The sequence below is a fragment of the Heliorestis acidaminivorans genome (assembly GCF_008933955.1).
GTDB lineage: Bacteria > Bacillota > Desulfitobacteriia > Heliobacteriales > Heliobacteriaceae > Heliorestis > Heliorestis acidaminivorans.
Map to the genome: position 1 here is coordinate 259,935 of NZ_WBXO01000003.1, position 26,148 is coordinate 286,082.

Below are 26,148 nucleotides of genomic sequence, written 5' to 3' on the forward strand. Positions count from 1 at the left end.
GATGCACAGAGGGACGGTTCTTCTGTGTTGCTTCTGTGTTACCAAGCCGACAATAAAGGGACATTTTCTTGCTTCAGATAGCCGCTCAGTATCTCTCCATCGTTCTTATTATAAAAGATAATTCGATAGTTCTCATCCTGACTTACCGCATACAGAGGTCGCCCAAGCAGTTGTTGCAGACATGCCTCCAGCTCATCTGGTTTCGTAACCTCTACCCCTGGAAGTAGCTTCGGATCTACCCATTCTTTTTCTGCTTCCGTTTTGACGATTCTAGCATAAGCGATATCTTCCGGTAGAATGCGGGCATCTTGCCAGTACCCTTTCTCTTGGAGCCACTGTTCTAGTTCTTTGTAATGTTTTTTCCAGTTCAGATGCATGATTTCATAAGATTGTTTGCCATCACTACGATAAGATTGATCGACTCCATACCGATAGGTCATCTCTGGAGAAGCTTCTTCAACGAGACGCCAGAGTTCAATACGAGCCCATGGCATATTGTCATCTCTCATTTGCTCATAAGATTCATCTTCCGTTTCCTGGCGCAGGATTGTTATGATCTCTTGAATATGAGCCCGATCAGTAATCACTGCTTTTTTTGAGATACCCTGAGGTTCGAAGACAATCCTTTCAACATCATTAGCATCTACGTTGAAAATAGCAAATTGCATATGTTTGTATTCAATCGATTCAAAAATAGGCTTTTTGTATTGGTCATAGGACGCTTCCGGAAGGGCATAGGACCGGTAGATAGTTTGTCCATTTTTTAGTTGATAGGCAAAGGTCAAGCTGTAATAAGATTGTGCATTCTCATTATATGTTTTATTTTGTATGATCGCTTCATGGAGCTGTAGGACTTTTTCAATGTTTTCTTTTTCCGTAATGGCAGTTGCTGCTTCTTCCATAGCATACTCTCTCCATCTAAGATAGGTGTAATATCCACCTTCTCCAATATAGAGTTGCTCTACCTGCTCCACAGGTGGAAGTTGCCGCTCATATCCGAAGACATCTGCTTCAAATCCAGCAAGTAGACCAGCCATGATCAATAGATAGATCAGATAATTTTTTAGACTTGCCAAAACCTTGAAGGATTTTTGCAGGATAATCTCTGCAAGGAGGTATCCGAACAAGGAGCCCACTATGTAACCGAAAATCGCCCAGAGAAAATCATTTTGAATTTCCCAAAAATACAAACCGCTCAGAAGCATAGTGCAAAAAGTAACACCGTATTTGAAGATGGGCTTTAGAAAGTCAAAAGCGATGGCTTGAGTTGCTGCTTCTGACTTTCTTTTTTTGTACGCTACAATAGCGAGCCCAAATAGAAGTACTATGCTGAAAAGATAGGCCATAATTTCTGAGGACTGCAACATTTTTTCATCAAAGCCTAACTGAAACAGACGGATGATTGGTGTAAAATACTCCAATTTATTGCCGTCTTCCATATAGTATTGCCCTTGAAATCCATAAAGCAAGCGCTCTACATTGGACAGAACCAATACAGTCAGGCCTACAGGTAGAAATAAAGTGATATAAGTAAGTATCCCCTGCGCGACAGAAGTGCCTGTAACCATTCCCACAAAAAGAGCAAAAAGAAAAAGGGTCATACTAATTAGGATAGTGGTACCAGCCCACTGCGCAATATCGCTTAAAGCATAGTAGGCTTGGAGATTAAAGGCGACCATCATGACCCATGAAAGCAGTCCAGTTAGGAGTACCGGCAGAAGTAACAGCAAGGTTCCAGCTACAACATGACTGCTGCAAAGAGTCACTCTTGTTAAGGGTAAAGCGTGAACCATATCGACAGAACGCTTTTCTTGAAGATAGCGCAATAAAAAGATCGCCGTTAGAACGGGTATGGCAAGGATAAAGAATTCTTGCAGTTCTCCTTGAAAATAAAAAAGTGGCTTAAAAGGATTTGAGATATAACTTGTACGTTCTTCTAGCTTATTGACATTCATGATGATCTGCAAAGGAAGAACGAACAACAGTAAAAGTGTGTAGGAAATTCCGATCCAGTTATAACGTTTCAAATCGTTAAGTATGATACCTTTATTCGGCAATAAGCTCTTCGACAGCATAGCCCAAACCTCCCATCTCGTAAATAAAAATCTCATCTAAAGTCAACGGGAGCAGATCGAGGATTAAGGGTTGAAACTGTTGGAAGTGCTGTAAAACATCGTGCTGAGCGCCCCTTACAACGAAAAGACTAACGCTTCCCCGTTTTTCATGATAGAGAATCGATTTATGCTCCCTAATGGCTTCGGGGAGATCTCCCTTGAAGGCAATTTGTACTTTGTGGATCTCTCTTTTCAGGTCATCGAGTTCTCTTTGCAGGAACAAATCTCCCTTATGTAGGATGCCGATATGGTCACATAGATCCTCTAGTTCTCTGAGGTTATGAGAGGAGATTAGTACCGTAAGCTCCCGATCAGCAACATCGTCAATAATTAGCTTTTTGACTTTTTTGCGCATTACAGGATCGAGGCCGTCTAGTGGTTCGTCTAGAATTAATATTTCTGGCATCGTTGAGAGGGCCAGCCAGAAAGCCACTTGCCTCTGCATACCCTTGGAGAGGCTGGTTACTTTTTTCGTTCTGTCGATTTGGAAGATAGAGGAAAAACCCTGATAGCGTTTCTCATTCCAAGTGGGATAAATCCTTCTGTAGTACTGGGCCATATCTTCAATGCTATGTTGTGCGAAAAAGTAGAGCGCATCGGGAATGAATTGAATCTTTTCTTTCACATTGACATTTTCAAATACCCCTGCTCCATCTATGCGCACTTCACCCTGATCTTGTTGATAAATGCCAGCTAATATTTTTAACAAAGTGGTTTTGCCAGCTCCGTTAGAGCCTACAATGCCGTAGACAGAGCCTTTCTCAACCTTCAAGGATGCTTTTTTTAGCGCTTCTAGCGTTCCAAAAGACTTGCTAACACTAATTGCTTCAATCATTGCTATCTCCTTCCCTGAGATTTGTCGCTACCTCTATAACCCACTGGCAGATCTCTTCTTGGGTTAGACCTAGATAAATCGCCTCAACTGTAATCTTTTGAAGCTCTTTTTTTAACGCTTCTTGCTTTTCGCGATTGACCTGGTCTGTTAAAGGCGCGACAAAGCTCCCTTTTCCCTTCACTGAATAAATAAAGCCCTGTCGTTCTAGCTCTTTATAGGCTTTCTGAATGGTGTTGGGATTGACCGTTAATTGACTAGCTAATGTCCGAACTGAAGGCAGTTGTTCATCGGGAGCTAATACTTCCCGAATGATTAATTCTTTGAAGTTATTTACCAACTGTTCAAAAATAGGTAAGCCACTGCGCAGATCTAGTTCAATCATATTCCCCCACCTTCGCGTTAACCGTACTAGTACATGTAATACAGTTAGAGTGTAACAGCTTTTGTAATACACTGCAATAGGAAGCGCTAACAGATTTTTTGTATTAAATAAAAAGTATCCCTCATCACTTCCTTAGAAGGATAAGGGATACTAAGTGCCTATCTAGGCTCAAGCGTCGAGAAGATTACAACAAGGCCTGAATCTTTGCTTCAATTTGCTCAGGCGTTACAGTCGGAGCAAATCGTTCTACAATTTTACCATTCCGATCAATCAAGAATTTGGTAAAGTTCCACTTGATAGCTGTTGATCCTAGAAGGCCCGGCTTATTTTGTGTTAAGTACTGATACAAAGGATGAGCCTCGGGACCGTTTACATCGATTTTGGCATATAGTGGGAAAGTGACTCCGAAGTTCAGTTCACAGAAGCTCATAATTTCATCATTGCTTGCAGGCTCCTGGTTCATAAATTGGTTGCTTGGAAAGCCTAAAATCACAAAACCTTGATCTTTGTAAAGTTCATAAAGCCTTTGCAAGCCCTTATATTGAGGTGTAAAACCACAGTTACTAGCTGTATTCACAATAAGTATTACTTTTCCTTTATATTCAGCCAAAGACTCTTCTTCACCTGTAATTTTATTAACCGTGAAATCATAGATAGACATATTCTACACTTCCTTTCCCTACATAAAATAGTCTATCCCATTATATCATTTTGCATAAATTACCACAGCAAGTGAAAGTTCTTTTTTTGAAATATTTATGTGTTACTTCTTATTGTAAAGTTAAAAGGGATAACCAGCTATTCGTCGAAAAAGAATTATTATACAACTACTCCTCGTAATGGTAATTTAATTAAGGGAGGTAGTTTATGTACAAAAAAACTCTACCACTATACTGCTGAATGCACTACTTTTACTGCTACTCTCGCCGGCAATTTTTTCTGCAACTTCAGAATAAATAGAGGGGGATTCGTTATGAGTCTATTCAAAAAACCGTTATTCGTAAGGTTGTTCGCACTCCTTACCATGGCCGTCCTGCTTCTAACCCTTACGGGCTGCCAAAACCGCCCCCCTAGTGATGCCCCGGCGCCCCAGAATACCGGAACAGTGACTGTCGGTGCGCTACTACCGCTTACGGGCTCATGGGAAACTCACGGCCAGAGCGCCGCGTCGGCCTTAGAAGCGGCCCAAGATGTAATCCGCTCCCACTGGGCCGACGAGCAATTGAACATAACCGTAACCACGCTAGATACCGCCAGTGATCCTGCTACGGCTCTCACCCAACTCGAGGCGTTGCACCAGCAGGGCATTCGTATCGTGATCGGGCCCATGAGCAGCGCCGAAGCCGCCCACGTCCGCGATTTTGCCGATCAGAACGATATACTGCTGATCAGCCCATCGGCCACCGCCTCCCAGTTGTCCCAGAACGATAACCTACTCAAGCTTTCGCCCACAGACAAACACCAGTCCGATGCCCTGATCCGGCTGATGAAAAAAGACGCTATCCGACAATTGGCTGTTTTGCACATTGATGACATCTACGGCCATAGCTTTTACAGTGAGCTGACCCAGGCCGTTGGCGATGCCGGCATTACGTTGTTGCCTGGCCTTTCACTGGCTCCGGCGTCTCCAGACTACCCCGGTGCCCTTACCCAATTGGAAAAGCAATTAGCCGACCAGCCCATTACCTCCACGGCAGTACTGCTTATCGAAAGCGACCAAAGAGCTAAAGCCCTGATCCAGACCATACCGTCCGACAGCCCTGTTCGACAAGTCAAATGGTACGCCGGCGACGCCATCATCGGTTCCGAAGGCTTTTTAGCGGACGCACAAGTGGCCAGTTTCGCTGCTACCACCTCCCTCGAAGGCTTTACATTGGCACTGGACGGCGATCTCTTTGACGCCAGCCTGCCACTGACCCAGAGAATCATCGCCGACCGCCATCAAGGACCAATTTCTCCCTACGCCCTGACCACGTGGGACGCCCTTTGGCTTATCGCCCATACGCACCAGTTGGCTACAGGTGCTGACACAGCAACTTTTAAAGCGGCACTACTTGAAGAATCGCACCGTTTTGGTAATGCCTTCAGCTTTCTCAATCCTCTTGACGAAAACGGCGATACCGTACCAGCCCGTTACGCGCGGTTCCGGGCATCAGAAAAACCAAGTGGCGGCTATCAGTGGCAACTTACCGGTGCCTATGTTCGCTCGGCCCACTTTGATCCTTTTGTAACGGACATTCAAAAATCCTACACCACCGAAACTGGTACCGCTGTCATAGGGGCTTTGCTCCCACTCACCGGCCAGTCTTCGGAAATGGGCCTAGAGGCCCGTCAGGTGCTGGATTTGGCCGCTAGTGTGGCCAACAAATATTTGACTGTTCGGGCACCAGGTCTGACCTTTTCGCTAGAAATCCGTGACACGGCCGGCGATCCCCAGCAGGCACTACAAGTCCTCACCGAGCTTCATGAACGCGGCATCAACGCCTTCGTCGGTCCTTACAGCAGTGCTGAACTGAAAGCCGTAGAATCCTTTGCTACCGAAAATGGTATCACACTGATCAGCCCAGCCGCCACCGCCCCATCACTAGCCGCCAAGAACCGGATTATGCGTTTGGCCGTTAACGACACCATGCAGGTCAACGCACTAATTAGCCTGCTTACGGAACAAGGCCTGACCGAAGTAATCGTTCTACATCGCGACGACATCTACGGCCGGGAACTGGCCCAGACATTTGCAGCTTCTTTTGAAGGCCGCACCAACCTGCTGGCATACGACCCCAGTGCCGTTAATACCGCCGAAATTGTTGCATCTGCCAGCCAGCTTATTTCTGGAGATGCCAGCAAAACAGCGGTCTTGGCCGCTTCATTTGAAGAAATCAGTGATATCCTGCAAGCTGTCCCCGATGAAAACCCCTTGCTGGATCTTAGATGGTTTGGCACTGACGGCACCGCCCGGTTGAGTACATTGATCAATAACCAAGACATTGCCACCAAAGGGGCCCAAATTCGCTTTACTGCCTCTTCCTTCACCCATCACGGCGATGCTTTTGCAGCCATTCACCCCTCACTAACCGCCAACATCCCCGAACGCAAAAAACCGCTCACCGATTACGGCATCAACACCTACGATGCTTACTGGTTCCTAGCCGCTACGTTGGCGGAAACTGGTCCCCAGGCTACGGCTGATCAGATCTGGTCCACCCTCACACGCTCACCTTACTTTATCGGAACTGGGGGACCCTTCACCGTCGATGAAAACAGTGACCGCACCATTGGCTCCTTCCACTTCCATTCCATCGTAGAAAAAGACGGCGGCTATCAATGGAAACTGACTGCCTGGTACCAAAACACCTACCAGAAGCAAGGTGTGTTGGAAACCTATTAGCCTGACCAATTCGGCTTGTTCATCACCCTTGGCGATTCTTCTCTCTACTTCTTGCAGACTTTTGGTGCCTAGATAAGGGCTTTAACAAACCACCACGAGCTACAACAGCATCTAAGGTAGACAAAGAGACTTGTGCCTTGCTAATCCGATCTAATATCAATTGCAACCGATAGGGCAATTGGTCTATGACCTCTGGCTTGGGTACGCTTTCTGAACAGGTTGTAAAAGTTCACGCCAACTAACAAGTGAGTAGACTTATCTTAAAAAAAAGAGAGCACAGTAGTGAATCTACTGATGCTCTCTTCTGCTTTTTATAAGGTCAAAGCCCCTGTTTTAGCTACCCTAAAAAATAACTTCCTCCGGTTTGCATCTTTTTTAAATGGCTCTGTTCTAAAAACAAAACAACTTTTTTATCATTTTTTAACAATTCCGTAGTTCATGGCGATGCAAGCGGGCGGCTTCTCTGTGTCATATCTACTAAATCGTGGATAAAAAGAAGCCTAAGCTCAAAAACTGAGACAGGGTGAGTCAATGAATTGGGAAAAAATATGGAAAAAAGAATGGAAAATGACCTGGTGGAAAGGTGCTATCATGGGTTTGTTTGTCCTCATTGCCATCGGTTTTGTGATCGGTCGACAGCCTTTAAAAGGTCTAGTCTATGCGCTCGATGCACCGGAACTTTGTGTTAGCTGTCATGTTATGGAGCCCCATTATGAATCATGGTACCACTCGTCCCATCGAGATGTACTTTGTAACGATTGTCATACACCTCATAATTTTGTTGGAAAATGGGTTACCAAAGCACGAGCTGGTATTGTCGATACCTGGGTTTATTATGTAGGCCCTATGCCAGCGCAGTTTCGAGCCAAACCTCATACCCAACAAATTTTGCATGATAATTGTGTACGTTGTCATAACCATCTTATTGGTCGCATTGGTGACACTTTGCATGGTGAAGGAGCTTTTTGTTTTTCCTGTCACCGCCATGTGCCCCATGGTATACAAACGGGTCTAGGACCCAATCCTCTGGAATTAGATTGGAGGTAACTTTATATGGTCAGTAGAAAATATATTCTTCTTCTTTGGTCTGTTCTTTTTCTCTTCTTTATTGTCTATTTGTCGGGATGTACCCTCTTGCAAAATCGTCAAGCGGAAAGAGCGCCTGTGGAGCTTAGTGAATTTGAAGCCGATCCCGCTGTCTGGGGCCGCCTTTATCCTGATCATTATGACTCTTATCTGCAGAATTACATGATTTCTCGTACCGAATATGGTGGTTCTGATATGTATTCCAAGCTTGAACGGGAGCCTTTACTGCGTATTATCTTTAATGGTTTTGGCTTTTCAAAAGAGTATAACGAAGATCGTGGCCATATTTACTCCCTAGAAGATATTAAGCTGATTGATCCAGCTCGTAAAAGTGTGGGCACTTGCATCACATGTAAAACTTCGGATTTCAAGCGGATTTATCATGACCACGGTGAAAATTATTACACCATGGCCATAACAGACTTGTTAGACCAATCTCAGCATCCTGTTTCTTGCTTAGATTGTCACCATCCTGAAACGAATGAACTGGTGATTACGCGCCCCGCTTTAATTGAAGCTTTTGAGCGTCAAGGCCGTGATATTACAAAAGCTACGCGCAATGAAATGCGAAGCCTCGTTTGTGCTCAATGCCATGTGGAATATTATTTTGAACCAGAGACGAAAAAGCTTGTTTTCCCTTGGGATCAAGGTGTCAAAGCCGATGAAATCTATGCTTATTTTGAAGAAATTGGTTTTTCCGATTGGGTCCACCCTGATTCACAAACACCGGTTTTGAAAGCACAGCATCCTGATTGGGAGCTCAATCAAGGCAGTGTTCATCAACAAAATGGTGTCTCTTGTTCCGATTGTCATATGCCTTATGTTCGTGTAGGCGCCATGAAAATTTCTTCTCATTGGTGGACAAGTCCTTTGCATAATCTTCAAGAATCTTGTGGCACTTGCCATCGCCAATCGGAAGATTATCTCAAAGAACGTATTCTGTATACACAGCGCCGTGTTTATGATCAAATGATGAAGGCTCAACAATCTGTGACCGGTGCTATTCAATCGATTGCACAAGCGATGGATCAAGCAAATGTAGACGAGAGCAAACTGAACGAAGCTCGTGCTTTGCATCGCGAAGCACAGTGGTATGTAGATTTTATTTCTTCAGAAAACTCCATGGGCTTTCACAATCCTCAGGAAGCATTACGAATTCTAGCTGATAGCCAGCGTCTAGCTGGAGAAGCCAGAGTAAAGGCTCTAGAGTCTTTAACAGGCCAATCTCTTCCCGAGTTGTTAGAGCCTGAGAACCCTGGTTTTTATACAACACAAGAAGATCGCAATCCACCGCAGTAGCCAGGGGGACGTTTCGCTTGCCTGTTCATAAGATCAAGACAATCGCCTAAGAAAAGCACCTACTGAAATCCCCCAGTAGGTGCTTTTCTTATAAATTCTATTTTCATCTTTGATGATTTTTCGCGGTGTTGGACCCTGGCTGCCCTCAGGCTATTTCTTACAATTTAAATTTCTTCACCAGACGATCAAGCTCTTCGGCCATTTGAGCTTGATTGACAGCTGTATTGGTTACGTCATTTATGGCTTCGCTCGTATGCTCGGCGCCTCGGGCGATTTCGGTAGTGCCTCTATTGGCTTGATTTACCATTTCTGTTACTTGTACCATTGCGTTTGATACTTCTGTTGTTGATGCTAAGACTTCTTTCGTTAGCTTTGATGTTTCTGTCACAATTTGCTGAAATGCCTGAGCATCTTGCTGGTACTGAGCGCCTACTTCGACGAAAGATTCGTAATCTCTTTTCACTTGTGTATTGAGAAAACTCATTACTTCTTGACTGCTTTCGACGAGCGATTCGATAGAAAGCTGTACTTTTCTCGTTACTTTTTGGATGTTTTGTACCGAGTCGGCTGAATGATTGGCCAATTTACGGACTTCATCAGCAACGACTGCAAAGCCTCGGCCTTGCTCGCCAGCATGAGATGCTTCTATGGCTGCATTCAAGGCCAAAAGGTTTGTTTGTGCCGATATATCAGCAATCGAATCGGCTAGATGAGCTATTTCTGTTACAATCTTTGCTTCTTTAATAGCCTGGTTCATTTTGCTGTTAATACTCTCATAGATATTGCCAGCTTGTTGGTACGATGTACCGGCTTTTGTTACCAAATCGTTGGCTCTGGCATTGACTTCTTGCGCTTTCGAACAAGAGACTGTCGCTTCTTGATAGAGCTGTGTTAAAGCAGTTACTGTTTCTTCGCTAGAAGCACTGATTTCTTCTGCTGAAGCTGAAAGAGTCTCCATGCTTGCAGAGATTTCTTCAGAAGAAGCGGATACTTCTTCCATATTGGCAGAAACCGTTTGAGTAGTGGCCGATAACTCTTGTCCTGACGCAGACAATTCTTCGGCTACTTGGGCAATCCTTACGATGGCTTCCTTCATATTCTTTGTCATTGTTTCGACAGCTACGGCGATTTGGCCTACTTCATCACTTCTTGCCAAATCTTTTTCCGCCATCTTCGTTCTAAAGTCTCCCTGGGCTACATTCTCTAATCCTGTTAATGCATTGCGAAGAGGTGTCGCGATAAAGTGAGCCACCCAGTAGACGATAGCGCTCATAATTAGAATGCCTGCAAGACCGAATCCAATCTGCCAGAACAGCAAATCATTGGCTTTGGTATAGATTTCTTTCAAGGGAACCATAGCGCCTACCGCCCAGGGCGTTGTACTGTTACCAATATAAAAAGGAACCGATGCTGTGACAATTTGCTCCCCAAGCAAATTAGAATATAATTCTGTAAGAATCGGCTCTTTCTTTCTTAGGGCATCGAGGACAGGGCTGTGTTTTCCACCATCAAGTTCAGCAATGTTGGTCCCCACGAAAGAAGTGTCTCGAAAGGTTACAAAAGTGCCCTCGTTGGTTATTAGATGTACTGAGCCACTGTCAAAGATTTTTACAGCTTCATGCTTTTCGATAAAGGTATGTAGAGCGACGTCGATCCCAACAACTCCAACAAATCGATTGTCTAGCAAAACGGGCACGACAAGAGAAACAAGTGTAACCTCTTGGCCATCTACCAGGTAGGTATAAGGCTCCATAATTGTTTCTTCTCTCGTCGCTTTGGGGATAAGATAGTAATCACCATAGCCAGGTATTTCATAGTTGTCACAAGGTTGTAAAACAATGCGATTTCCGCTTTTTACCCAGTAGGGAATAAAGCGACCTGTCTCGTCATGACCTGGTGCATTGATATAGGCTTGATCGTTTCCGTCGAAAGCGTTCGGTTCCCAGAGTGTCCAGACACCTAAGTATTCCTCATTTTTTTCTACTAAGTTTCTCATAATTTGATGAGCTGTCTCTCGATCGGTCTGTCCTTTTTGTTGAAGCACTGCCATAGCTTCAGCGAGCGCTCTTGCTTCTGCCATGGGCTTGTCCAAAAAGTTTTTTGCTTCTGCTGCCTGCTCTTGAGCCAAAAGCAAAACTTCGTTATCGGAGAGTTCTTGTACTATCTGGCGAGTCATAAAAGCGCCACTCAGGATTGCGATTGTTAGAACAACAACAAGCGTTGATACAATAAATAAAAGCAATCGATCTTTAATGTTTAGCCTCATACTTTTCCACGCTCTTTTCTTCTCCTTTTACTTTTCATGCTAGAGCTTGCCATGTTAAGATAGTAACATCATTCTTTAAAATTTGTAAGATGCTTTTGTCATATATTAAATTTTTTTATGCTTATGATACCTTTTTGTTTTAAATTCACCGATAAAGGGTACCTCTCCTCGACAGGGCTTCGTCTCTTCGGTTGCGTGGTCTATTGTACGTAGCAAACATTAAAACCACCTCTCCCAGTGAAAAAAACTGGATGAGGTGGTTTTGTATTCTTCTGAGGTCGCTAAGTGCTTGGGTCCTATTATTGCTTAAATTGCTTCATGCTAAGATTCATTTTGTCTGCCAAGATAGCGAGAGTATTGCTAGTCTCTGCAATTTGATCCATTGCCGCAGTTTGTTCTTCAACGGAAGCCAAGACTTCTTCCGTACTGGCAGCACTCTCTTCTGCAATTGCGGAAAGACTTTGAACCATAATAATGATGTTCTTATTTTTATTAGCTAGTTCATTGGTCGATTGACTGATACTCTCTATGTATTTCTTAATTGCATCAATTGCTTCTGCAATACCTGTGAATTTGGTTTCTGTAAAAGATACACTCTCCGACTGTACTTTCACGACCTCATCCATTTCACCTATTTTTTTGACTGCTGCATCCATTTTTATCGATAATAAATTGGTGATCTTTTCAATTTCAGAAGTGAAGCGATTTGAGTCTTCTGCTAACTTGCGTATTTCCTCTGCGACTACGGCAAATCCTCTTCCATGCTCACCAGCTCTTGCTGCTTCAATCGCTGCGTTTAATGCCAAGAGATTCGTTTGATCTGAGATCTGTTTAATCATGAAGCTAGCGTTAACAATGGCCTTAGCACTTTCATTTACCTCTACAATGGTATCATGAACCTCTTTCGCTGTTCTACCATTCTGAATGGTTTTTTCGATTAACTCTGAAAGAATGGTCGTTCCTTCGTTTTTAAGGCTGTTTACTTTTTCTACAGCAATGCCAAGCTCTCCTACCATTTTTTGATCCTTCGTAACCAACTGACCTAAGAAATTCATTTCATCTAAGCCTTTTTGAATTTCTAAGGCTTGGTTACTCGCCCCCTGCGCAATCTCTTCAACAGTTTTGGCAATTTGCATTGCTGAAGAAGATGACTCATTACTGATGGTGCTTAAAGCGGCAGAAGAATCGGCAAGTTTGTTGGAAGTTACTATTAATTCATCCATTAAGCTCTTAATATCATAGATCACCTTTTGGAAGGCTCTAGAAAGACCTCCTACTTCATCTTTCCGGTTTATAAATTTTTCAGGTATATTTTCAGAAACGTCTAAATTCTCTATGATATGAATCAATTGCTTCAGTGGGTTTGAAATTCTTATTGAACTCATAAACCAAATAAGAAGTAGCAATAGTATGTTCATTGTCATCAGAGAAACTTGTATCGACTTAAGGGTTGTGACCTTTCTTTCCGAGAAAGCTTCCGCTGTTGCTACAGCTACATTCGTCGTCGCAAAATAGGTTTCACTTTCCTGAATTAGCTCCTCATAGTTTCCATTTTTACGAGCCAACTCAATTGTATTTTTTAGTGATAGCCATTCATGTTGCACTTTCGTCATTTCACGAATAAAGCTTTCGTCAGTGGCTTTCGGTAAACCAAGGGCTTCGTCACCATTGATAAGACCATTGATTAATGTATCTAAGCGATGTACTAAATCATCATTGGGCTGATTCGCCAGCTCAAGCTTTACTAGTCTCTGTGTTGCTCCTCGGACAATGCCTGCAGAGTTAATTACTGAGCCATCTTGTTGCATTTTATCGAGCTGATAAAAAACAACGACAGTACTTGTAATTGAAAAAATAAGTAAGAATATTACAATAATGCGTAGGGTTGTACTTATTTTCATATATCATCCCCCTATAAGGCCTATATGTCCTAATTATAGCAGAAAGTACTGTACTAAGCCCAATTTTCGCAATCTTTTAATGGCCATCATTATTTGAAATGAGATACTTTTTGATAAATTTTTCCTTCCGTCGATTTCTTGGACAAGCCCCTGCCTTTATTCATAAGGTCAAGACAATCGCCTTTTACATGATTTCTTTTCTAAGGTGGAAGATTATGAACATCATGGAGGGGGCGTTCGTTATAAATATAGCTGTTTGCTTAAAACAAGTTCCTGACACAAGCGAAGTGCGACTGGACCCCAAGACGAATACGTTAAAACGGGAAGGCATCCCTTCTATTATAAATCCTTACGATGCTCATGCTCTTGAAGAAGCGTTGACCCTTCGCGATCAAGTGGGCGGTCAAGTTATTGTTCTGTCCATGGGACCTCCACAGGCAGTGCAATCCTTAAAGAAAGCGATTTCCTATGGTGCAGACCGTGCCATCTTATTGACCGATCGTGTTTTTGCTGGCAGTGACACTCTTGCCACTAGCTACATCCTGACAGGCGCTTTGCAGAAATTGATGCAAGAAGAGCCTATTGACCTTATTCTCTGTGGCAAACAAGCCATTGATGGTGATACAGCACAAGTGGGGCCTGGTATTGCCAGTCGACTTGGTTGGCCCCTTTTGACCTACGTATCGAAAGTAGAAAAAATATCACCGCAAGCTCGGGAGATTATGGTCCATCGCAAATTAGAAGAAGGTCGCGAAGTACTTCGCGCTTCCTTGCCGGCTCTCCTTACCGTGGTAAAAGAAATTAATGAAATCCGCTATGCGCCTTTGCCCGATCTTATTCGAGGAGCCACCTATGCAGTGGAGATTTGGAACAATGAAGATCTCCATCTTGACCCGACGCAGTTAGGCCTAAAAGGCTCTCCTACCTGGGTAAGCAAAACAGGCACGCCTCCTTTGCGGGAAAAAGGCGAGATGCTAGGCAAAGACCAAGCCAGCTCTGCTCAAATTGCTTCCCTCTTAGCAGAACGATTGATACCAGACATTGTCGTCCCCAATCGGTAGAAAGGAGGAAAAGCCTTGGCTGAGCATCCTTTGGGCATCTGGGTCTATATTGAGCAAGAAAAAGGCCAGGTCGCGCCTGTCTCCTGGGAGCTAATGGGAGAAGGACGCAGACTGGCCGACAAGCTAGGAACATCTCTTTCCGGCGTCGTTCTAGGCCACCAAATCGATAAGGTCATCAACCGTGTCTTTGCCTACGGAGCTGACTCTGTCTATGCCATCGATGATCCCCTCTTAGAGCCATACCGCAATCAAACGCACAGCCACGGTCTTGTTCAATTATGCAGAGATCATCAACCAGAAATCTTATTAATGGGAGCAACAACGACAGGTCGCGATCTTTCGGGTTCTGTCGCAACGCAGCTAGCTACCGGATTAACAGCTGACTGCACAGAACTTGATATTGATGTAGAAAAGAGAAAGCTTTTACAAACGAGACCGGCATTTGGCGGCAATATTTTGGCCACCATTCTATGTCGTGACCGTTGGCCGCAAATGGCTACGGTACGTCCGCGCGTCTTTCCAGAGCCAGAAGCTCAAAAAGCTCCATCGAGCACAGTAGTTCGTGGGAAACTTTCCTTGCAACCAAAAGACGTGACCGTTGAAGTGATAAAAAGAATCAACGAAGAACGCAAAGAAGGCTACCTCGATGGAACCGATATAATCGTTGCTGGTGGAAGAGGTTTAGGAACAAAAGAAAACTTTCAACTTGTCCATAACCTGGCGCAAGCTTTAGGCGGCATGGCTGGTGCCAGTCGCCCTGCTGTAGAATCTGGTTGGATTTCTTATTCCCATCAAGTAGGACAAACAGGCTATAGCGTACGACCGAAGCTCTATATTGCCGCCGGTATCTCTGGCGCTATACAACACCTTGTAGGAATGCAAAATGCTGAAATTATTGTTGCTATCAACAAAGACCCTGATGCCCCGATTTTTCGTGTCGCGACCTATGGCATCATCGCCGATGCTGCAGAGTTCCTTCCCATCTTTACAGAGGAAGTAAAAAAGCGCATGGAAGGAAAGGCAGTGACCGCAAAAGCATGAGCCAGAAAAATAAAAAAAAGCAAGACATAGCTCTAGCGAAAGAAAGCAGTCCAAGCAAAGATAAAGCTATGAAAGATAAAAAGCTTGAGCGATGGGCCTCTATACCTCATGAATTCGAAGCAATCGTCGTCGGTGGCGGTCCCGCTGGCTTATCTGCGGCCTATACATTGGCCAAAGGCGGTGTAAAAACCTTACTCATAGAGCGCGGTGACTTTCCAGGCAGCAAAAATGTCATGGGAGGCGTACTCTACAGTTACCCTACGGCCCAAGTCTTTCCTGATTTTTGGAAAAAAGCACCCTTAGAGCGCCCCATCATTGAGCAGCGCGCTTATCTCTTAGCCGAAGATTCGGCAATCACAGCAGGCTTTAAAGACAATCGTTTTTTTGAAGAACCTTATAACAACTTCACCGTTTTTCGAGGTCGCTTTGATAAATGGATGGCTGGTGAAGCCATGGAAGCAGGTGCCTTACTTGTATCTGAGACAGTCGTCACCGACCTGCTTTATGAAGGAGAAGGCACTGGGAAAAAAGTTGTCGGTGTGATAACCAATCGAGAGGAAGGCACTGTCCGCGGCCACGTCGTCTTGCTCTGCGAAGGTGCCAACAGCATATTGGCTCAAAGAGCTGGACTGCAAGAAGACCTGTCCCCTGGCGATCTAGCTTGTGCTGTCAAAGAAGTGATCAAATTGCCCAAAGGCGCCATCGAAGAACGATTTAATGTGGAAAAAGGCCAGGGCGTAACGATTGAGTTACTTGGTGAAGCCACCTTAGGCATGTTCGGTATGGGTTGGATCTACACCAACAAAGACACCCTTTCCGTTGGTGTAGGTGTCATGATTAACGAACTCTCCCGCCGCGGCCTAAACCCCAACACAGTTTTAGAAAAAATGAAAAACCATCCTGCCCTACGCCCTTTGCTCGTAGAAGGTGAAACAGTAGAGTATTTGGCCAAAATCATACCCGAAGGTGGCTATAAGCAGGTTCCAAAGCTCTACAGCAATGGCGTTCTTGTCTGTGGAGACACAGCCATGCTCGTCAATGGCGTTCATCGAGAAGGATCGAACCTAGCCATGACGTCAGGAAAAATGGCCGCAGAAACAGTCATCGAAGCAAAAGCCAAAGGAGACTTCTCAGCAGAGGCATTAAAAAGATACAAAGAACGTCTCGAAGACAGCTTCGTGTTAAAAGATCTGAAAAAGTATCAAAATGTGTCAGGCCTTATGCAGACCAATCCTCATTTCTTTACAGTCTATCCAAATATGGCTCGTCAAGCTGCGCAGGAGCTATTTACTGTTAATAACGTTCCGAAGAAAGAAAAACAGAAAAAAATCATCAGAGATATACGGAAAAAAAGAAGTTTAACGCAGATAGCTGGTGATCTCTATCGTATCTGGCGTACTTTTGGATAGTGCTTTATGATAGCGCTTTTCAATAGCACTTTTGCATAACACGGTTCGGTGAAAAACTCGTAAATAGAATTTGACAACTCCAGAACTCTACAGCTCTGTAAGTCGAGGCGGTGAAGTTTATGATGACGCTAGAAGATAAGCTCTTTCTCGTTCGCTTCCAACCAGATGATCGCAGTCACATACACATTAACAGCAACGACCTATGTCAAAAGGAATGTCCCGATAAGCCTTGTACCTTCATTTGCCCTGCCATGGTTTATGCGTGGAATAAAGAAACAGCCTCAATCAACGTAGGCTACGAAGGTTGCCTAGAATGTGGCACTTGCCGCTATGGCTGTCCTCGCGACAACATCCACTGGGTCAACCCCCGGGGAGGCTTTGGTGTGATGTATAAGTTTGGCTGAGTTTAACCATAACCTAACCTTCCTCCCCAGGAGGCCAAGGGGACGTTTCGTTTGCCATGCTTTTTCACTAAAAACAAAAGCTCCTGAATCGGCTTGGTATGCTGATTCAGGAGCTTTCCCTTTGTGTTTAAGTCATATTAATACTTATCTTATTTCATTTTGCTTGTCTGGGTACTTCACAAAAGTCTTGTACATGATGAAAAGATAAGACCCCAAAAAAGCTATCCAAACTAGGGGCAAATAGGCCAAGAAAAATTGGTTAAGATAGACTCCCAAAAGTATGCCTATTGAAAAAAGACATACTTTCAACAAGGAAAAGTCAACCATGTTGTAATGCTTCGTAGCACCAAAAGCTTTGTCCATCCAGTTTTTCATTACTACACCTCATTAAGATTAACTTGCCACAAAATTAATGGGCAAAACCGTTTGGTATAGTATTCGAAAAAAATGTTATGTAAGCGACGACAAGTCCCTTGGTATAGAAGCGAATTTTCCTTCTAATTGTTATGTAACCATAGACAAAGATCAGGCATCATGAGCCCCCCTTAATTGGTTGCTTTGATAGCAAGTTGCTGAACTTTTTTAAAAAAGACCCTGCTCAATCATCTCTACTTCTTCCTCCTCAGCCTTCCTCCCCATCCCGAAACACTTCAGAAATCTCTTTAAACTTATTCTCTATGCGCAGGAAGGACTCCACAACAGCTGGATCAAAATGCTTACCCGATTCATTAATGATAATAGCGTGGGCTACATCGTGGGGCATTGGATTTTTATAGACTCGTTTGCTAATTAAGGCGTCATAGACGTCCGCTAGAGCCATGAGTCTAGCTGGAAACGGTATCTCTTCTCCGGCAAGGCCTTCAGGGTAGCCGCTTCCATCCCATTTTTCATGATGGGACAGAGCAATTTCCTTGGCACAACGTAAAAAAGTCTCCCGCTGTCCCATTAACAGCTCTGCTCGCACAATTGCATCTCTACCTAAGGTTGTATGAGTCTTCATTAATTCAAATTCTTCATCGGTCAACCGTCCTGGCTTGAGCAAAATATGATCTGGAATGCCTACTTTACCAATATCGTGAAGAGGTGCCGATTGTATAAGCAGTTGAATCTTCTCTGGCGTAAGATAATCTTGAAAGCGTTCATGTTCTTGAAGATCAAGGGCTAGTTCTTGTATATACTGCTGTGTACGACGAAGATGATTGCCTGTCTCATTATCCCGCGTTTCCGCTAGCGACGCCATGGCTACAATGGATACTTTTTGAGTCAAGGTGATTTCTTCCATGCGCCTGATCACTTCTGTTTCTAGATAGGAGTTTTTATCTTTAAGAAAATCTCTTGCCTCTTTCAAGGTCAGATGTGTCTTAATGCGAGAAAAAAGAATTGGTGGACTAATCGGTTTGACAATATAATCTACAGCGCCTAAGGTCAATCCTTTTTGTTCATCTTCCACTTTGCTCAACGCTGTTAGAAAAATCACCGGAATATCAGCAAGAATGGGATCTTCTTTAAGTCGCTTACATGTCTCATAGCCATCCATTTTAGGCATCAGAATATCGAGTAATATAAGATCAGGTGGTGCCGCTTTGGCAACATGTAAGGCCATTTCTCCGTTAGTGGCAATTTTTACTTTGTATGTATCTTTTAGCAAGCCACTCACAAGAGATAAGTTATCAGGCGTGTCATCGACAACGAGAATTACCTTCTTTTCTCCATCTCTATTCATGATTCTCTATCTCCCACATCAAGGTCACTGAGGATGCTCAGCGCCTTATCAAACTCAAAGTTTTTGATGGCTTTTTCCAATTGAACAATAGCGTCAACTTTGCAATGTTGTAGCAAGCCTTCACGTTGAGAATCGAAAAAATCAATAGCTTCACTGTCGTATTCAGACAAGAAAGTTTTTAGTTTGGCTAATTGAGGTGCTACCTTGGCGTAATCTATTTGTGCTTTAGGCGCAGATTCCTCCCGTAGTTGGCTCTGAATTCCCTCAATGACCTGCTCTAGTTGCTGGGAAAATTGATGGAGCAGTTCTTGAAAATCTTCTGGCAAGGGAGCTTCTTTTTCAGACTTTCGCAAGCTTTCTTCAATGGCGGCAGAGGCTTTGCTTACTTCATAGGCTCCAAGATTAGCCGCCACTCCTTTGACAGTGTGGGCAATTCTTGTTGCAAGTGCCTTGTCATTCTCGCGAAGAGCTTCTCTTAATATCGCTGGCGCCTCTTTTTGGTTTTCTGCAAACTGCCTTAATAACTTTTTATACAATGAACCATTGCCTACTAATCGCTTCAAGCCCTCTTCAGCATCAATTCCTCTGATGGATTGAAGGTCACTGTCGATAGGCTCTGTCCCCCTACTAAAAGGCCTTGTAGGTAGAAACTCCTTCCCTATGCCTTTATGGGGATTAAACTTTGCCAAGGTCGTGAAAAGCACCTGTGGATCGATCGGTTTAAGCACATGACCTTTCATTCCCACGGCAAAGCACCGGTCTCGTTCTCGTTCCATAGCCCAGGCTGTTAAGGCTATAAGTGGCAAATCGGGATAGGCTTTGTTAATGATCTGCGCCGCCTCGAAACCATCCATTTCTGGCATTTCTAGATCTAGAAGCACTAGGTCGTAGAAATTATTCTCATCAGTAGAAAAAATCTTATCTACCGCTTCTTTACCCGTAGCTACTACGTCTACAGAGATGCCCTGACCTTGTAGCAGTTCAACAGCAATTTGCTGATTTACTTCATTATCTTCTGCTAACAGCACCTGTAGACCTGCTAAATTGTAATCCACTTCTCTGATCAAAAAACTGTTAAGCATACTTCCTTTTGCTGGTGCGAAGATCTCTACAATTTTATCAATCAGCATAGATTGACCAATTGGCTTGATCAAAAGGCCTTCTAAGGACAGCTCCTCAGTTTTTTGCCGCAGTTCCTCTCGATCAAAAGCGCTGATCATTACTATGGCAGGCATTGATGCTGAATCATAACTTTCTTTGATCAGTCGGGCTACCTCTAAGCCATTGATACCTGGCATCTGCCAGTCCAAAAAAATAAGTCCAAAAGGATCTATCTGTTGCTCTCGTTGCAAAATAGCTAGTGCTTCTTCCCCACTTACTGCCGCATCAACACGAAAGCCTGCTGATTGGAGATATTCAATTAATATTTCTTGAGCCATGGGATTGTCATCGACAACAAGCATGCGCATATTATTCAACACTTCAGGAATGATCGTACGTTCTTGCTGTTGCACTTCCGATAATTCAAACCAGACGTTAAAAGTAAAGCGACTTCCCACACCAAGTTTGCTTTCAACGCCTATCGTTCCATCCATCATCTCCACCAACCGCTTGCTAATAGAAAGACCTAAGCCAGTGCCTCCATGTTTTCGCGTTGTAGAACCATCGGCTTGCGTAAAAGGTTGAAACAACTTGTCTGCCACTTCTGGTGAAAGACCAATTCCCGTATCGCTAACGTTAAACTGAAGTTGTACCTTGTTGTTTTTGCGCTCTAACAATTGTACATCGACAGAAACAAGACCTTCTGAGGTAAATTTCAGAGCATTATTAACCAAATTGGTTAGCACCTGTCCAAGACGCAAGGGATCACCAACGAGATTTCTCGGTAAATCGGCAGGAATATGGTACAAGAATTCCAAACCTTTTTCACTAGCTTTGCTACAATTAAAGTCGACAACAGTTTGCATTACATCGTCTAAGAAAAAGTCAATTTGCTCCATCGAAAGATTATCTGATTCGATTTTGGAAAAGTCGAGAATATCGTTAATAATTTGCAACAAGGCTGTTCCAGCGTTATATATCTTCCCTACATAATCGCGCTGTTTGGCCGTCAGCTCTGTTTTTAAGGTGAGGTAAGCCATTCCAATGATGGCATTCATAGGCGTACGTATTTCATGACTCATATTAGCAAGGAACATGGACTTAGCTTCTGTCGCTTCTTCTGCTTCCCGTCTCGCTTGTCTGAGTTCTTCTTCCTTTTGTCTTAATTCGCTTACATCGACAATAATGCCAGTAAGACCGCCAGGACTGCCGTCGGAGAGGCGAAAACCAGAGATCCAGAAGAGAACATCATGCAATTTTCCATCGCTAAAGGGCAACTGTAAAGAATCATGAAAAACAGTACCTTCTCGAATGACCCGCTCAACTTGCTGTTCATAATGGTCTCGATACTCTTTGGGGAAAAAATCCATATCGAAAGTAGTTTTGCCAATCAGTTCAACGCCTTTGACACCCAAAGCCGCCTCATAGGCTTTGTTGCACCCCAAAAACTTACCGTCACTATCTCTGTAGAATATAGGGTTGGGAATATCGTCAATCAATTTTTCTATAAAGGCGAGCTGATCCAATAGATCTTTTTGCGCTTTTTTCAGATCAGAAATATCCTCTTGAATAGCAACAAAGTGAGTTATCTCTCCCTTTTCATCGGTAAGCGGCGCGATAACTAGATTTTCCCAGTATAGTTCGCCATTCTTTTTCTTGTTGATAAGCTCACCGCGCCATTCTTGTCCTGCTTTGATATTTGTCCAAAGTTCTTTAAAAAGGCTCTGTGGTGTTAGATCAGACTTTAAGATACGAGGATTGGCACCAATTGCTTCTTCTTGTGAATAGCCTGTGATTTTGCAAAAGTTAGGATTGACATATTCTATGGTGCCATCCTTATCTGTAATCACAATGGTTACAGGATTCTGTTCTATGGCTTGGGAAAGTTTATGTAGTTCAAAAGTTCGAGCACGAACTGTATCTTCCAGGTTTTCAGTGGCCTCACGAATCATTCGGCGCATTTCTTCCTGCGCATCTGCTAGACGATTGATCTCTTCCCACTCCGTCTTTTTGAATGGAGTAGGTGAAAAATCCAAATTACCAATACGTTCACTTTGCTCTAACAACTGACGCAAGGGCTTGCTAATTCTTTTGGAAATTTCATTGGACAACAAAAAAGATAAGCCAATCACAGTAACCATAAGCAAGGTCATGGCTAAGAGCCAGCGTTCTCGCTCATGGGCAAATTGACTTTCTGGTACAAAAGTAGCAACAAAAAAATTATGCTTCCCGAGAGTAATTGGTGTAAATAAGGCAAGCCAAACTTCACCGTTACTACTGTAGCGAATCAGTTCATTAGCTTTCCACTCTCCCTTTGACCAACTAGAATAGCCAGCTAAGAGAGAGTCATCGCCTAATTCTGCAACGGTATGAACAACGAGGCTTTGATCCATCGGCTGTGGCAATGAGTCAAAGCTTGGTAACCCGATTACCTTTCCTTCCCGATCGAGAACAGCAACATAACCTCGCTCCCCAATCGTGGTAGAAGAAGTTAGGCGCGACAAATCTCGCAAAGATACATCAATTCCCAAGACATATTGAGTGCCTTTTTGATCCTTAAAAGGCAAAGAGGCTGTTATGCCAGGTTCTTCTTTGGTAAAGAAAATATAAGGATCAGTCCAGAATACTTCCTCTTCCCCTATTGACATGGCACCGATAAACCAGGGTCTGGTGCGACAATCATAATCACTGGTGATTTGCTTCTCTTCAAAAAGCTTTCCTTCATCATCCCAGTACAGCCATGTGGCTGTTCCAGGGTAACGTTCAGGAAAAGTCAATCTACTGCGCCAACCGCTAACATCTTGAAATAGGATACGTTCTTGAGAATCTTCTCTCGCTAAAAAGAGAGCCGATAAAGCCTCATTGTGTCGTAGGGCAGGCATAAAAAGTTCTGTAAAGGTATTAAGATCATCTTCTGCTAAAAACCCGTAGAGCGTATAATCTCGAGCTGTAAAAAGCTGACGTTCTGCAGAGGAAAAAAACTCATCGACTTTATCCTGAATCTCCGTTGAAGATTGCCGTATTTCACTATCGGCCACTCGTTCCATAGCAGGATTGATAATGAATTCAAGAACAGCATAGGAAAATAATATAATAATGAAGAACATCGTCATAGCAATGCGAAAAAATAGACCTCGCCGGATTTTTTGCGGTCCTATCATTACAATCCTATCCTTTCGCCAAGAAAAGAGCTTATGAAGCAGTAAGATATAGCAAAAATAGTTATACTTACTTATTCGTTGAATAATTTACTTGTCCTTTTCTTGATGCTAGAGCAATGCGAAATAATAAGGTTGTTGATCATGACCTAATCGATAAGCCCAACGAATCAAGAGTTCGTTGGGGCTTATTTAATGGAGTACTAATTAATGAAGCGCATAAACATAAGCATTATGCATTGTGCCACCTATCAATTAAGTTATGGACTTTGGCCTCAGAAAAAATGTTTTTCTAGTACTAAAAAGGATTTGCCTTATACATGCAGAAGTGGCTATACATTATAAAAAGTTTTCACAATAAAGAAAAGAAAGGAGACAACCATGGTATCAAAGAGATATAGGAAGCCCTACGGAGTTTTGCTTTTGCTCGCTTTCATCATAGGAAGCACCTTAGCAACTTTCACGATTGCCCAGTCCGCACAAGCAATGGCAGCGCTCCGAGTTACGGGAGCCACAACCCTACAGCCTGTAGCTGAAGAATTAGCAGAGATCTATAAAGACCGCTACGGAGGGGAAGTACATATTGAAGGTGGCGGCAGTGGAACTGGCATTAACAACGTTGTACAAGGGCAAGCCCAGCTAGGTGCTGTTTCTCGGGCTCTAAGAGACAGTGAAAAGGCCCTAGTTCAATACAAAACAGTGGGCTATGATGCCCTCGTTTTTATCGTTAATGAACAAAACCCCATCGAAGCCATCGACAAGGATCTTGTGGTGAAAATCTTTCAAGGCCACATTAAGAACTGGAACGAAGTAACTGCTTGGAATCAGCCTGTTACACTTGTTTCCAAAGAACAAGGAAGAGCAACCTTAGATCTATTTGAAGAATATAGCCAATTGGCCCATCAAGAGAAAAAAGAAGCCACAGGCCAGAGAATTGCCAAGGAAGCTTTTGAAATTGGTTCAAACCTAGAAGGCGCAACCCTAACCGGTGGCATTCCTGGAGCCATCGGCTATGTTTCTTTAGGGACAGCTCAATCGCTTCTAGATCGAGGCATGCCTATAAAAATATTGGCTCTAGACGGTGTTGCCGCGGAACAAAGGACTGTTCAAAATGGGACCTATCCGATCATTCGCGATCTCCTATTCGTCTATAAGGACCAAAGTAATACCATCAATCAATATCTTGATCTTTATGATGAAGAAAGTGGCCAACAGATTATGCAGAGCCATGGCTTTGTACCTGCCAATTAGATTTGAAGGAGCTTACATATGGTATCGAAGAAAAGCACTTCCCTTCGCGTAAAAATCATGGCACCCATTGCCGTGGTTGGAATCTTAATCTTAATGCTTTTAAGCAGTAACCTTGTTTTTACCAAAACCTATGTTGCCAAGATCATGGAAACGCGGCAAACGCTAAATCAACTAAATAACTCTATTATGAATGTGCAAAGTGCAACGCAGACCGGAATTATTACGGAAGATGAGCAATATGCCATTGAAACAGCGAAAGAATCTTTACAGGCTTTTGCCTTGCTTGACCGGCTAGATGGCTTAGAAGAAGAGCTTGCCTGGGAATTACGTGAAAGCTACACCTACTTTTACGGGACCTTGGTTTCTACCAACTCCCTTTTCTTGGAAAACAGGCTTCAAGAGGCACAAGAACGACTGCAGGAAGCGGAAGCTGTCGTTCAACAAATGCAAAGTGAAATGAATCAGAATCTACGCTTACAAATGGAAAAGTATGAGAGAGCAGTTAGTATTCAAAGCGGATTGTTGATTCTAACCCTACTCGCTACCATCGTAGGCTTTTCCTATCTTGGATTCATCGTTTTACCAGCCATGATTAAGCCGTTACGTAATCTAGCAGAACAGATGGGAGATTTTGCACAAGGCCAAGGGGACTTGCGTAAGCGTATGGAAGTGACCAGTAACGATGAAATCGGCCTCTTAGCCCAGCGTTTTAATGATTTTCTAGACAACCAAAGTAAAATGATCGATTCCTTAAAAAATATCGGCCACACTATAGGTAGATCAAGTCAAGATTTATCAAGAATTATGGATGAATCGTCCAAAGCGATGGAGCAAGTCGGCCATACGGTAACTGATGTAGCTCATGCCGTTGATCGGACTGCTGAGTCATCCCAGGATATTGAAGGCTCAACGAAAACACTGCTGTCCCAATCGTTACAAATCAACCGCTTTAGCCAATCTGCTACAGAGCAAAGCCGTCAAGCCGAGCAAAGGGCCAATGAAGGCGCCCAAGTTTTAGAGGAAGCTTTAGCATCTGCTAGTCAGGTATCTCAAACAGCGCAAAATGCAGCCCATACCTTGCAAGCCTTAGACAATGCCTCTACTCGAATATCTGAAGTCGTAACGATGATCGCCTCTATCTCTGAGCAAATTAACCTGCTAGCCTTAAATGCTGCTATAGAAGCATCGCGAGCCGGCGAACAAGGTCGTGGCTTTGCTGTAGTGGCCGATGAAGTGCGTAAGCTCGCTGAAGAGAGCGCACAGTCAACAGCTGAAATTACTAAGCTGATTCGAGAAGTTACCAGCCGAGCCCAAGAAGCTGTACAAGTGATGGCTGAATCAGATAGAACAGTAAATCAAGTCGTAAACAAAACAGAAAAAGCAGGCCAAAGCTTTAGAGGCATTCAAAAAGATGTCTCTCAATTGGCAACGCAAATGGTGGAGATTGATGATGCTTTACAGAAGCAGACTCAAGCAGTAGAAAAAATCCAAACCTCTCTTGCTGTTATTACGGAAGGAAGTGTCGAAACAGCCGCTTCAGCTCAAGAAATGAGCGCTAGTGTGGAAGAGCAAATCGCGACCATTGAAAGCATCGGTCACTCTGCCCAGGAGCTGGCCTTATCTGTAGAAAAGCTAAACAGCCTGGTCCAGCAATTTAAGACCTAAGAGTGCCAGTTCTTTAGGAACACAGGGGGACGGTTCCGCTGTGTCATCTCTGTGTCCTAGAAGTAGC

Annotated in this window: 18 protein-coding genes; 9 read left to right on the top strand and 9 right to left on the bottom strand. The window is 43.6% G+C overall.

From position 1 onward, the window contains the following. Positions 1–38: 38 nt before the first annotated feature. From F9B85_RS05910 to F9B85_RS05925, 4 genes are all read right to left on the bottom strand, one after another. Complete coding sequence (locus F9B85_RS05910; protein ID WP_151619460.1) at positions 39–2,075, bottom strand: DUF6449 domain-containing protein; 2,037 nt, start codon at positions 2,073–2,075, stop codon at positions 39–41. After that, complete coding sequence (locus F9B85_RS05915; RefSeq protein ID WP_151619461.1) at positions 2,047–2,949, bottom strand: ABC transporter ATP-binding protein; 903 nt, start codon at positions 2,947–2,949, stop codon at positions 2,047–2,049. The genes F9B85_RS05910 and F9B85_RS05915 overlap by 29 nt, the downstream gene beginning before the upstream one ends. Then, complete coding sequence (locus F9B85_RS05920; protein ID WP_151619462.1) at positions 2,942–3,331, bottom strand: GntR family transcriptional regulator; 390 nt, start codon at positions 3,329–3,331, stop codon at positions 2,942–2,944. The genes F9B85_RS05915 and F9B85_RS05920 overlap by 8 nt, the downstream gene beginning before the upstream one ends. Positions 3,332–3,515: 184 nt before the next feature. Beyond that, positions 3,516–3,992, bottom strand: a complete 477-nt coding sequence (locus F9B85_RS05925) for a glutathione peroxidase (RefSeq protein WP_151619463.1) — start codon at positions 3,990–3,992, stop codon at positions 3,516–3,518. 363 nt (positions 3,993–4,355) lie between these two features. On the opposite strand from F9B85_RS05925, the gene F9B85_RS05930 reads away from it, so the two are divergent. Then, positions 4,356–6,716: an ABC transporter substrate-binding protein gene (locus tag F9B85_RS05930; RefSeq protein ID WP_243138095.1), complete on the top strand. Its 2,361-nt coding sequence runs from the start codon at positions 4,356–4,358 to the stop codon at positions 6,714–6,716. Between the two features lie 22 nt (positions 6,717–6,738). Here F9B85_RS05930 and F9B85_RS14330 read toward each other — a convergent pair whose 3' ends face one another. Next, positions 6,739–6,894: a hypothetical protein gene (locus F9B85_RS14330; protein WP_170270232.1), complete on the bottom strand. Its 156-nt coding sequence runs from the start codon at positions 6,892–6,894 to the stop codon at positions 6,739–6,741. Between the two features lie 353 nt (positions 6,895–7,247). Here F9B85_RS14330 and F9B85_RS05935 point away from each other — a divergent pair, with 353 nt between their 5' ends. Beyond that, on the top strand, positions 7,248–7,763 hold the full coding sequence (locus tag F9B85_RS05935; RefSeq protein ID WP_151619465.1) for a NapC/NirT family cytochrome c: 516 nt from the start codon (positions 7,248–7,250) through the stop codon (positions 7,761–7,763). 6 nt (positions 7,764–7,769) lie between these two features. Further along, positions 7,770–9,101, top strand: a complete 1,332-nt coding sequence (locus F9B85_RS05940) for an ammonia-forming cytochrome c nitrite reductase subunit c552 (protein ID WP_151619466.1) — start codon at positions 7,770–7,772, stop codon at positions 9,099–9,101. Positions 9,102–9,258: 157 nt separating this feature from the next. Here F9B85_RS05940 and F9B85_RS05945 read toward each other — a convergent pair whose 3' ends face one another. Both F9B85_RS05945 and F9B85_RS05950 read right to left on the bottom strand, forming a co-directional pair. Beyond that, positions 9,259–11,367: a methyl-accepting chemotaxis protein gene (locus F9B85_RS05945; RefSeq protein WP_151619467.1), complete on the bottom strand. Its 2,109-nt coding sequence runs from the start codon at positions 11,365–11,367 to the stop codon at positions 9,259–9,261. A 299-nt stretch (positions 11,368–11,666) separates the two neighbouring features. Continuing rightward, positions 11,667–13,268: a methyl-accepting chemotaxis protein gene (locus F9B85_RS05950; protein ID WP_151619468.1), complete on the bottom strand. Its 1,602-nt coding sequence runs from the start codon at positions 13,266–13,268 to the stop codon at positions 11,667–11,669. Between the two features lie 242 nt (positions 13,269–13,510). On the opposite strand from F9B85_RS05950, the gene F9B85_RS05955 reads away from it, so the two are divergent. The 4 genes from F9B85_RS05955 to F9B85_RS05970 all read left to right on the top strand — a co-directional run bounded on the left by F9B85_RS05955 (position 13,511) and on the right by F9B85_RS05970 (position 17,183). Further along, complete coding sequence (locus F9B85_RS05955; protein ID WP_151619523.1) at positions 13,511–14,329, top strand: electron transfer flavoprotein subunit beta/FixA family protein; 819 nt, start codon at positions 13,511–13,513, stop codon at positions 14,327–14,329. 15 nt (positions 14,330–14,344) lie between these two features. Further along, on the top strand, positions 14,345–15,370 hold the full coding sequence (locus F9B85_RS05960) for an electron transfer flavoprotein subunit alpha/FixB family protein (RefSeq protein WP_207707050.1): 1,026 nt from the start codon (positions 14,345–14,347) through the stop codon (positions 15,368–15,370). Further along, a complete protein-coding gene (locus F9B85_RS05965; protein WP_279237730.1) occupies positions 15,367–16,779 on the top strand; it encodes an FAD-dependent oxidoreductase in 1,413 nt (470 codons plus the stop codon). Before F9B85_RS05960 ends, F9B85_RS05965 begins: the two co-directional genes overlap by 4 nt. A 122-nt stretch (positions 16,780–16,901) precedes the next feature. Further along, positions 16,902–17,183, top strand: a complete 282-nt coding sequence (locus F9B85_RS05970; protein ID WP_151619525.1) for a ferredoxin family protein — start codon at positions 16,902–16,904, stop codon at positions 17,181–17,183. Positions 17,184–17,805: 622 nt separating this feature from the next. Here the strand turns inward: F9B85_RS05970 and F9B85_RS05975 are convergent. Both F9B85_RS05975 and F9B85_RS05980 read right to left on the bottom strand, forming a co-directional pair. Then, positions 17,806–18,906 carry a response regulator gene (locus F9B85_RS05975; RefSeq protein WP_151619469.1) on the bottom strand — a complete coding sequence of 367 codons (1,101 nt, stop codon included), beginning with the start codon at positions 18,904–18,906 and terminating at the stop codon, positions 17,806–17,808. After that, on the bottom strand, positions 18,903–23,168 hold the full coding sequence (locus tag F9B85_RS05980) for a hybrid sensor histidine kinase/response regulator (protein ID WP_151619470.1): 4,266 nt from the start codon (positions 23,166–23,168) through the stop codon (positions 18,903–18,905). Before F9B85_RS05980 ends, F9B85_RS05975 begins: the two co-directional genes overlap by 4 nt. Before the next feature lie 378 nt (positions 23,169–23,546). Here F9B85_RS05980 and F9B85_RS05985 point away from each other — a divergent pair, with 378 nt between their 5' ends. Then, positions 23,547–24,416, top strand: coding sequence for a phosphate ABC transporter substrate-binding protein (locus F9B85_RS05985; protein WP_151619471.1), 870 nt, complete (start codon positions 23,547–23,549; stop codon positions 24,414–24,416). A gap of 18 nt (positions 24,417–24,434) precedes the next feature. Continuing rightward, positions 24,435–26,081 (top strand): methyl-accepting chemotaxis protein, encoded by a 1,647-nt coding sequence (locus F9B85_RS05990; RefSeq protein ID WP_151619472.1) that lies wholly within the window; start codon positions 24,435–24,437, stop codon positions 26,079–26,081. The last annotated feature ends 67 nt before the right edge of the window (positions 26,082–26,148 follow it).

Coding starts and splice junctions, on each gene's coding strand:
- F9B85_RS05910 (WP_151619460.1), bottom strand. CDS start 2,075: ATGCTGTCGAAGAGCTTATTGCCGAATAAAGGTATCATACTTAACGAT.
- F9B85_RS05915 (WP_151619461.1), bottom strand. CDS start 2,949: ATGATTGAAGCAATTAGTGTTAGCAAGTCTTTTGGAACGCTAGAAGCG.
- F9B85_RS05920 (WP_151619462.1), bottom strand. CDS start 3,331: ATGATTGAACTAGATCTGCGCAGTGGCTTACCTATTTTTGAACAGTTG.
- F9B85_RS05925 (WP_151619463.1), bottom strand. CDS start 3,992: ATGTCTATCTATGATTTCACGGTTAATAAAATTACAGGTGAAGAAGAG.
- F9B85_RS05930 (WP_243138095.1), top strand. CDS start 4,356: ATGGCCGTCCTGCTTCTAACCCTTACGGGCTGCCAAAACCGCCCCCCT.
- F9B85_RS05935 (WP_151619465.1), top strand. CDS start 7,248: ATGAATTGGGAAAAAATATGGAAAAAAGAATGGAAAATGACCTGGTGG.
- F9B85_RS05940 (WP_151619466.1), top strand. CDS start 7,770: ATGGTCAGTAGAAAATATATTCTTCTTCTTTGGTCTGTTCTTTTTCTC.
- F9B85_RS05945 (WP_151619467.1), bottom strand. CDS start 11,367: ATGAGGCTAAACATTAAAGATCGATTGCTTTTATTTATTGTATCAACG.
- F9B85_RS05950 (WP_151619468.1), bottom strand. CDS start 13,268: ATGAAAATAAGTACAACCCTACGCATTATTGTAATATTCTTACTTATT.
- F9B85_RS05965 (WP_279237730.1), top strand. CDS start 15,367: ATGAGCCAGAAAAATAAAAAAAAGCAAGACATAGCTCTAGCGAAAGAA.
- F9B85_RS05970 (WP_151619525.1), top strand. CDS start 16,902: ATGACGCTAGAAGATAAGCTCTTTCTCGTTCGCTTCCAACCAGATGAT.
- F9B85_RS05975 (WP_151619469.1), bottom strand. CDS start 18,906: ATGAATAGAGATGGAGAAAAGAAGGTAATTCTCGTTGTCGATGACACG.
- F9B85_RS05980 (WP_151619470.1), bottom strand. CDS start 23,168: ATGATAGGACCGCAAAAAATCCGGCGAGGTCTATTTTTTCGCATTGCT.
- F9B85_RS05985 (WP_151619471.1), top strand. CDS start 23,547: ATGGTATCAAAGAGATATAGGAAGCCCTACGGAGTTTTGCTTTTGCTC.
- F9B85_RS05990 (WP_151619472.1), top strand. CDS start 24,435: ATGGTATCGAAGAAAAGCACTTCCCTTCGCGTAAAAATCATGGCACCC.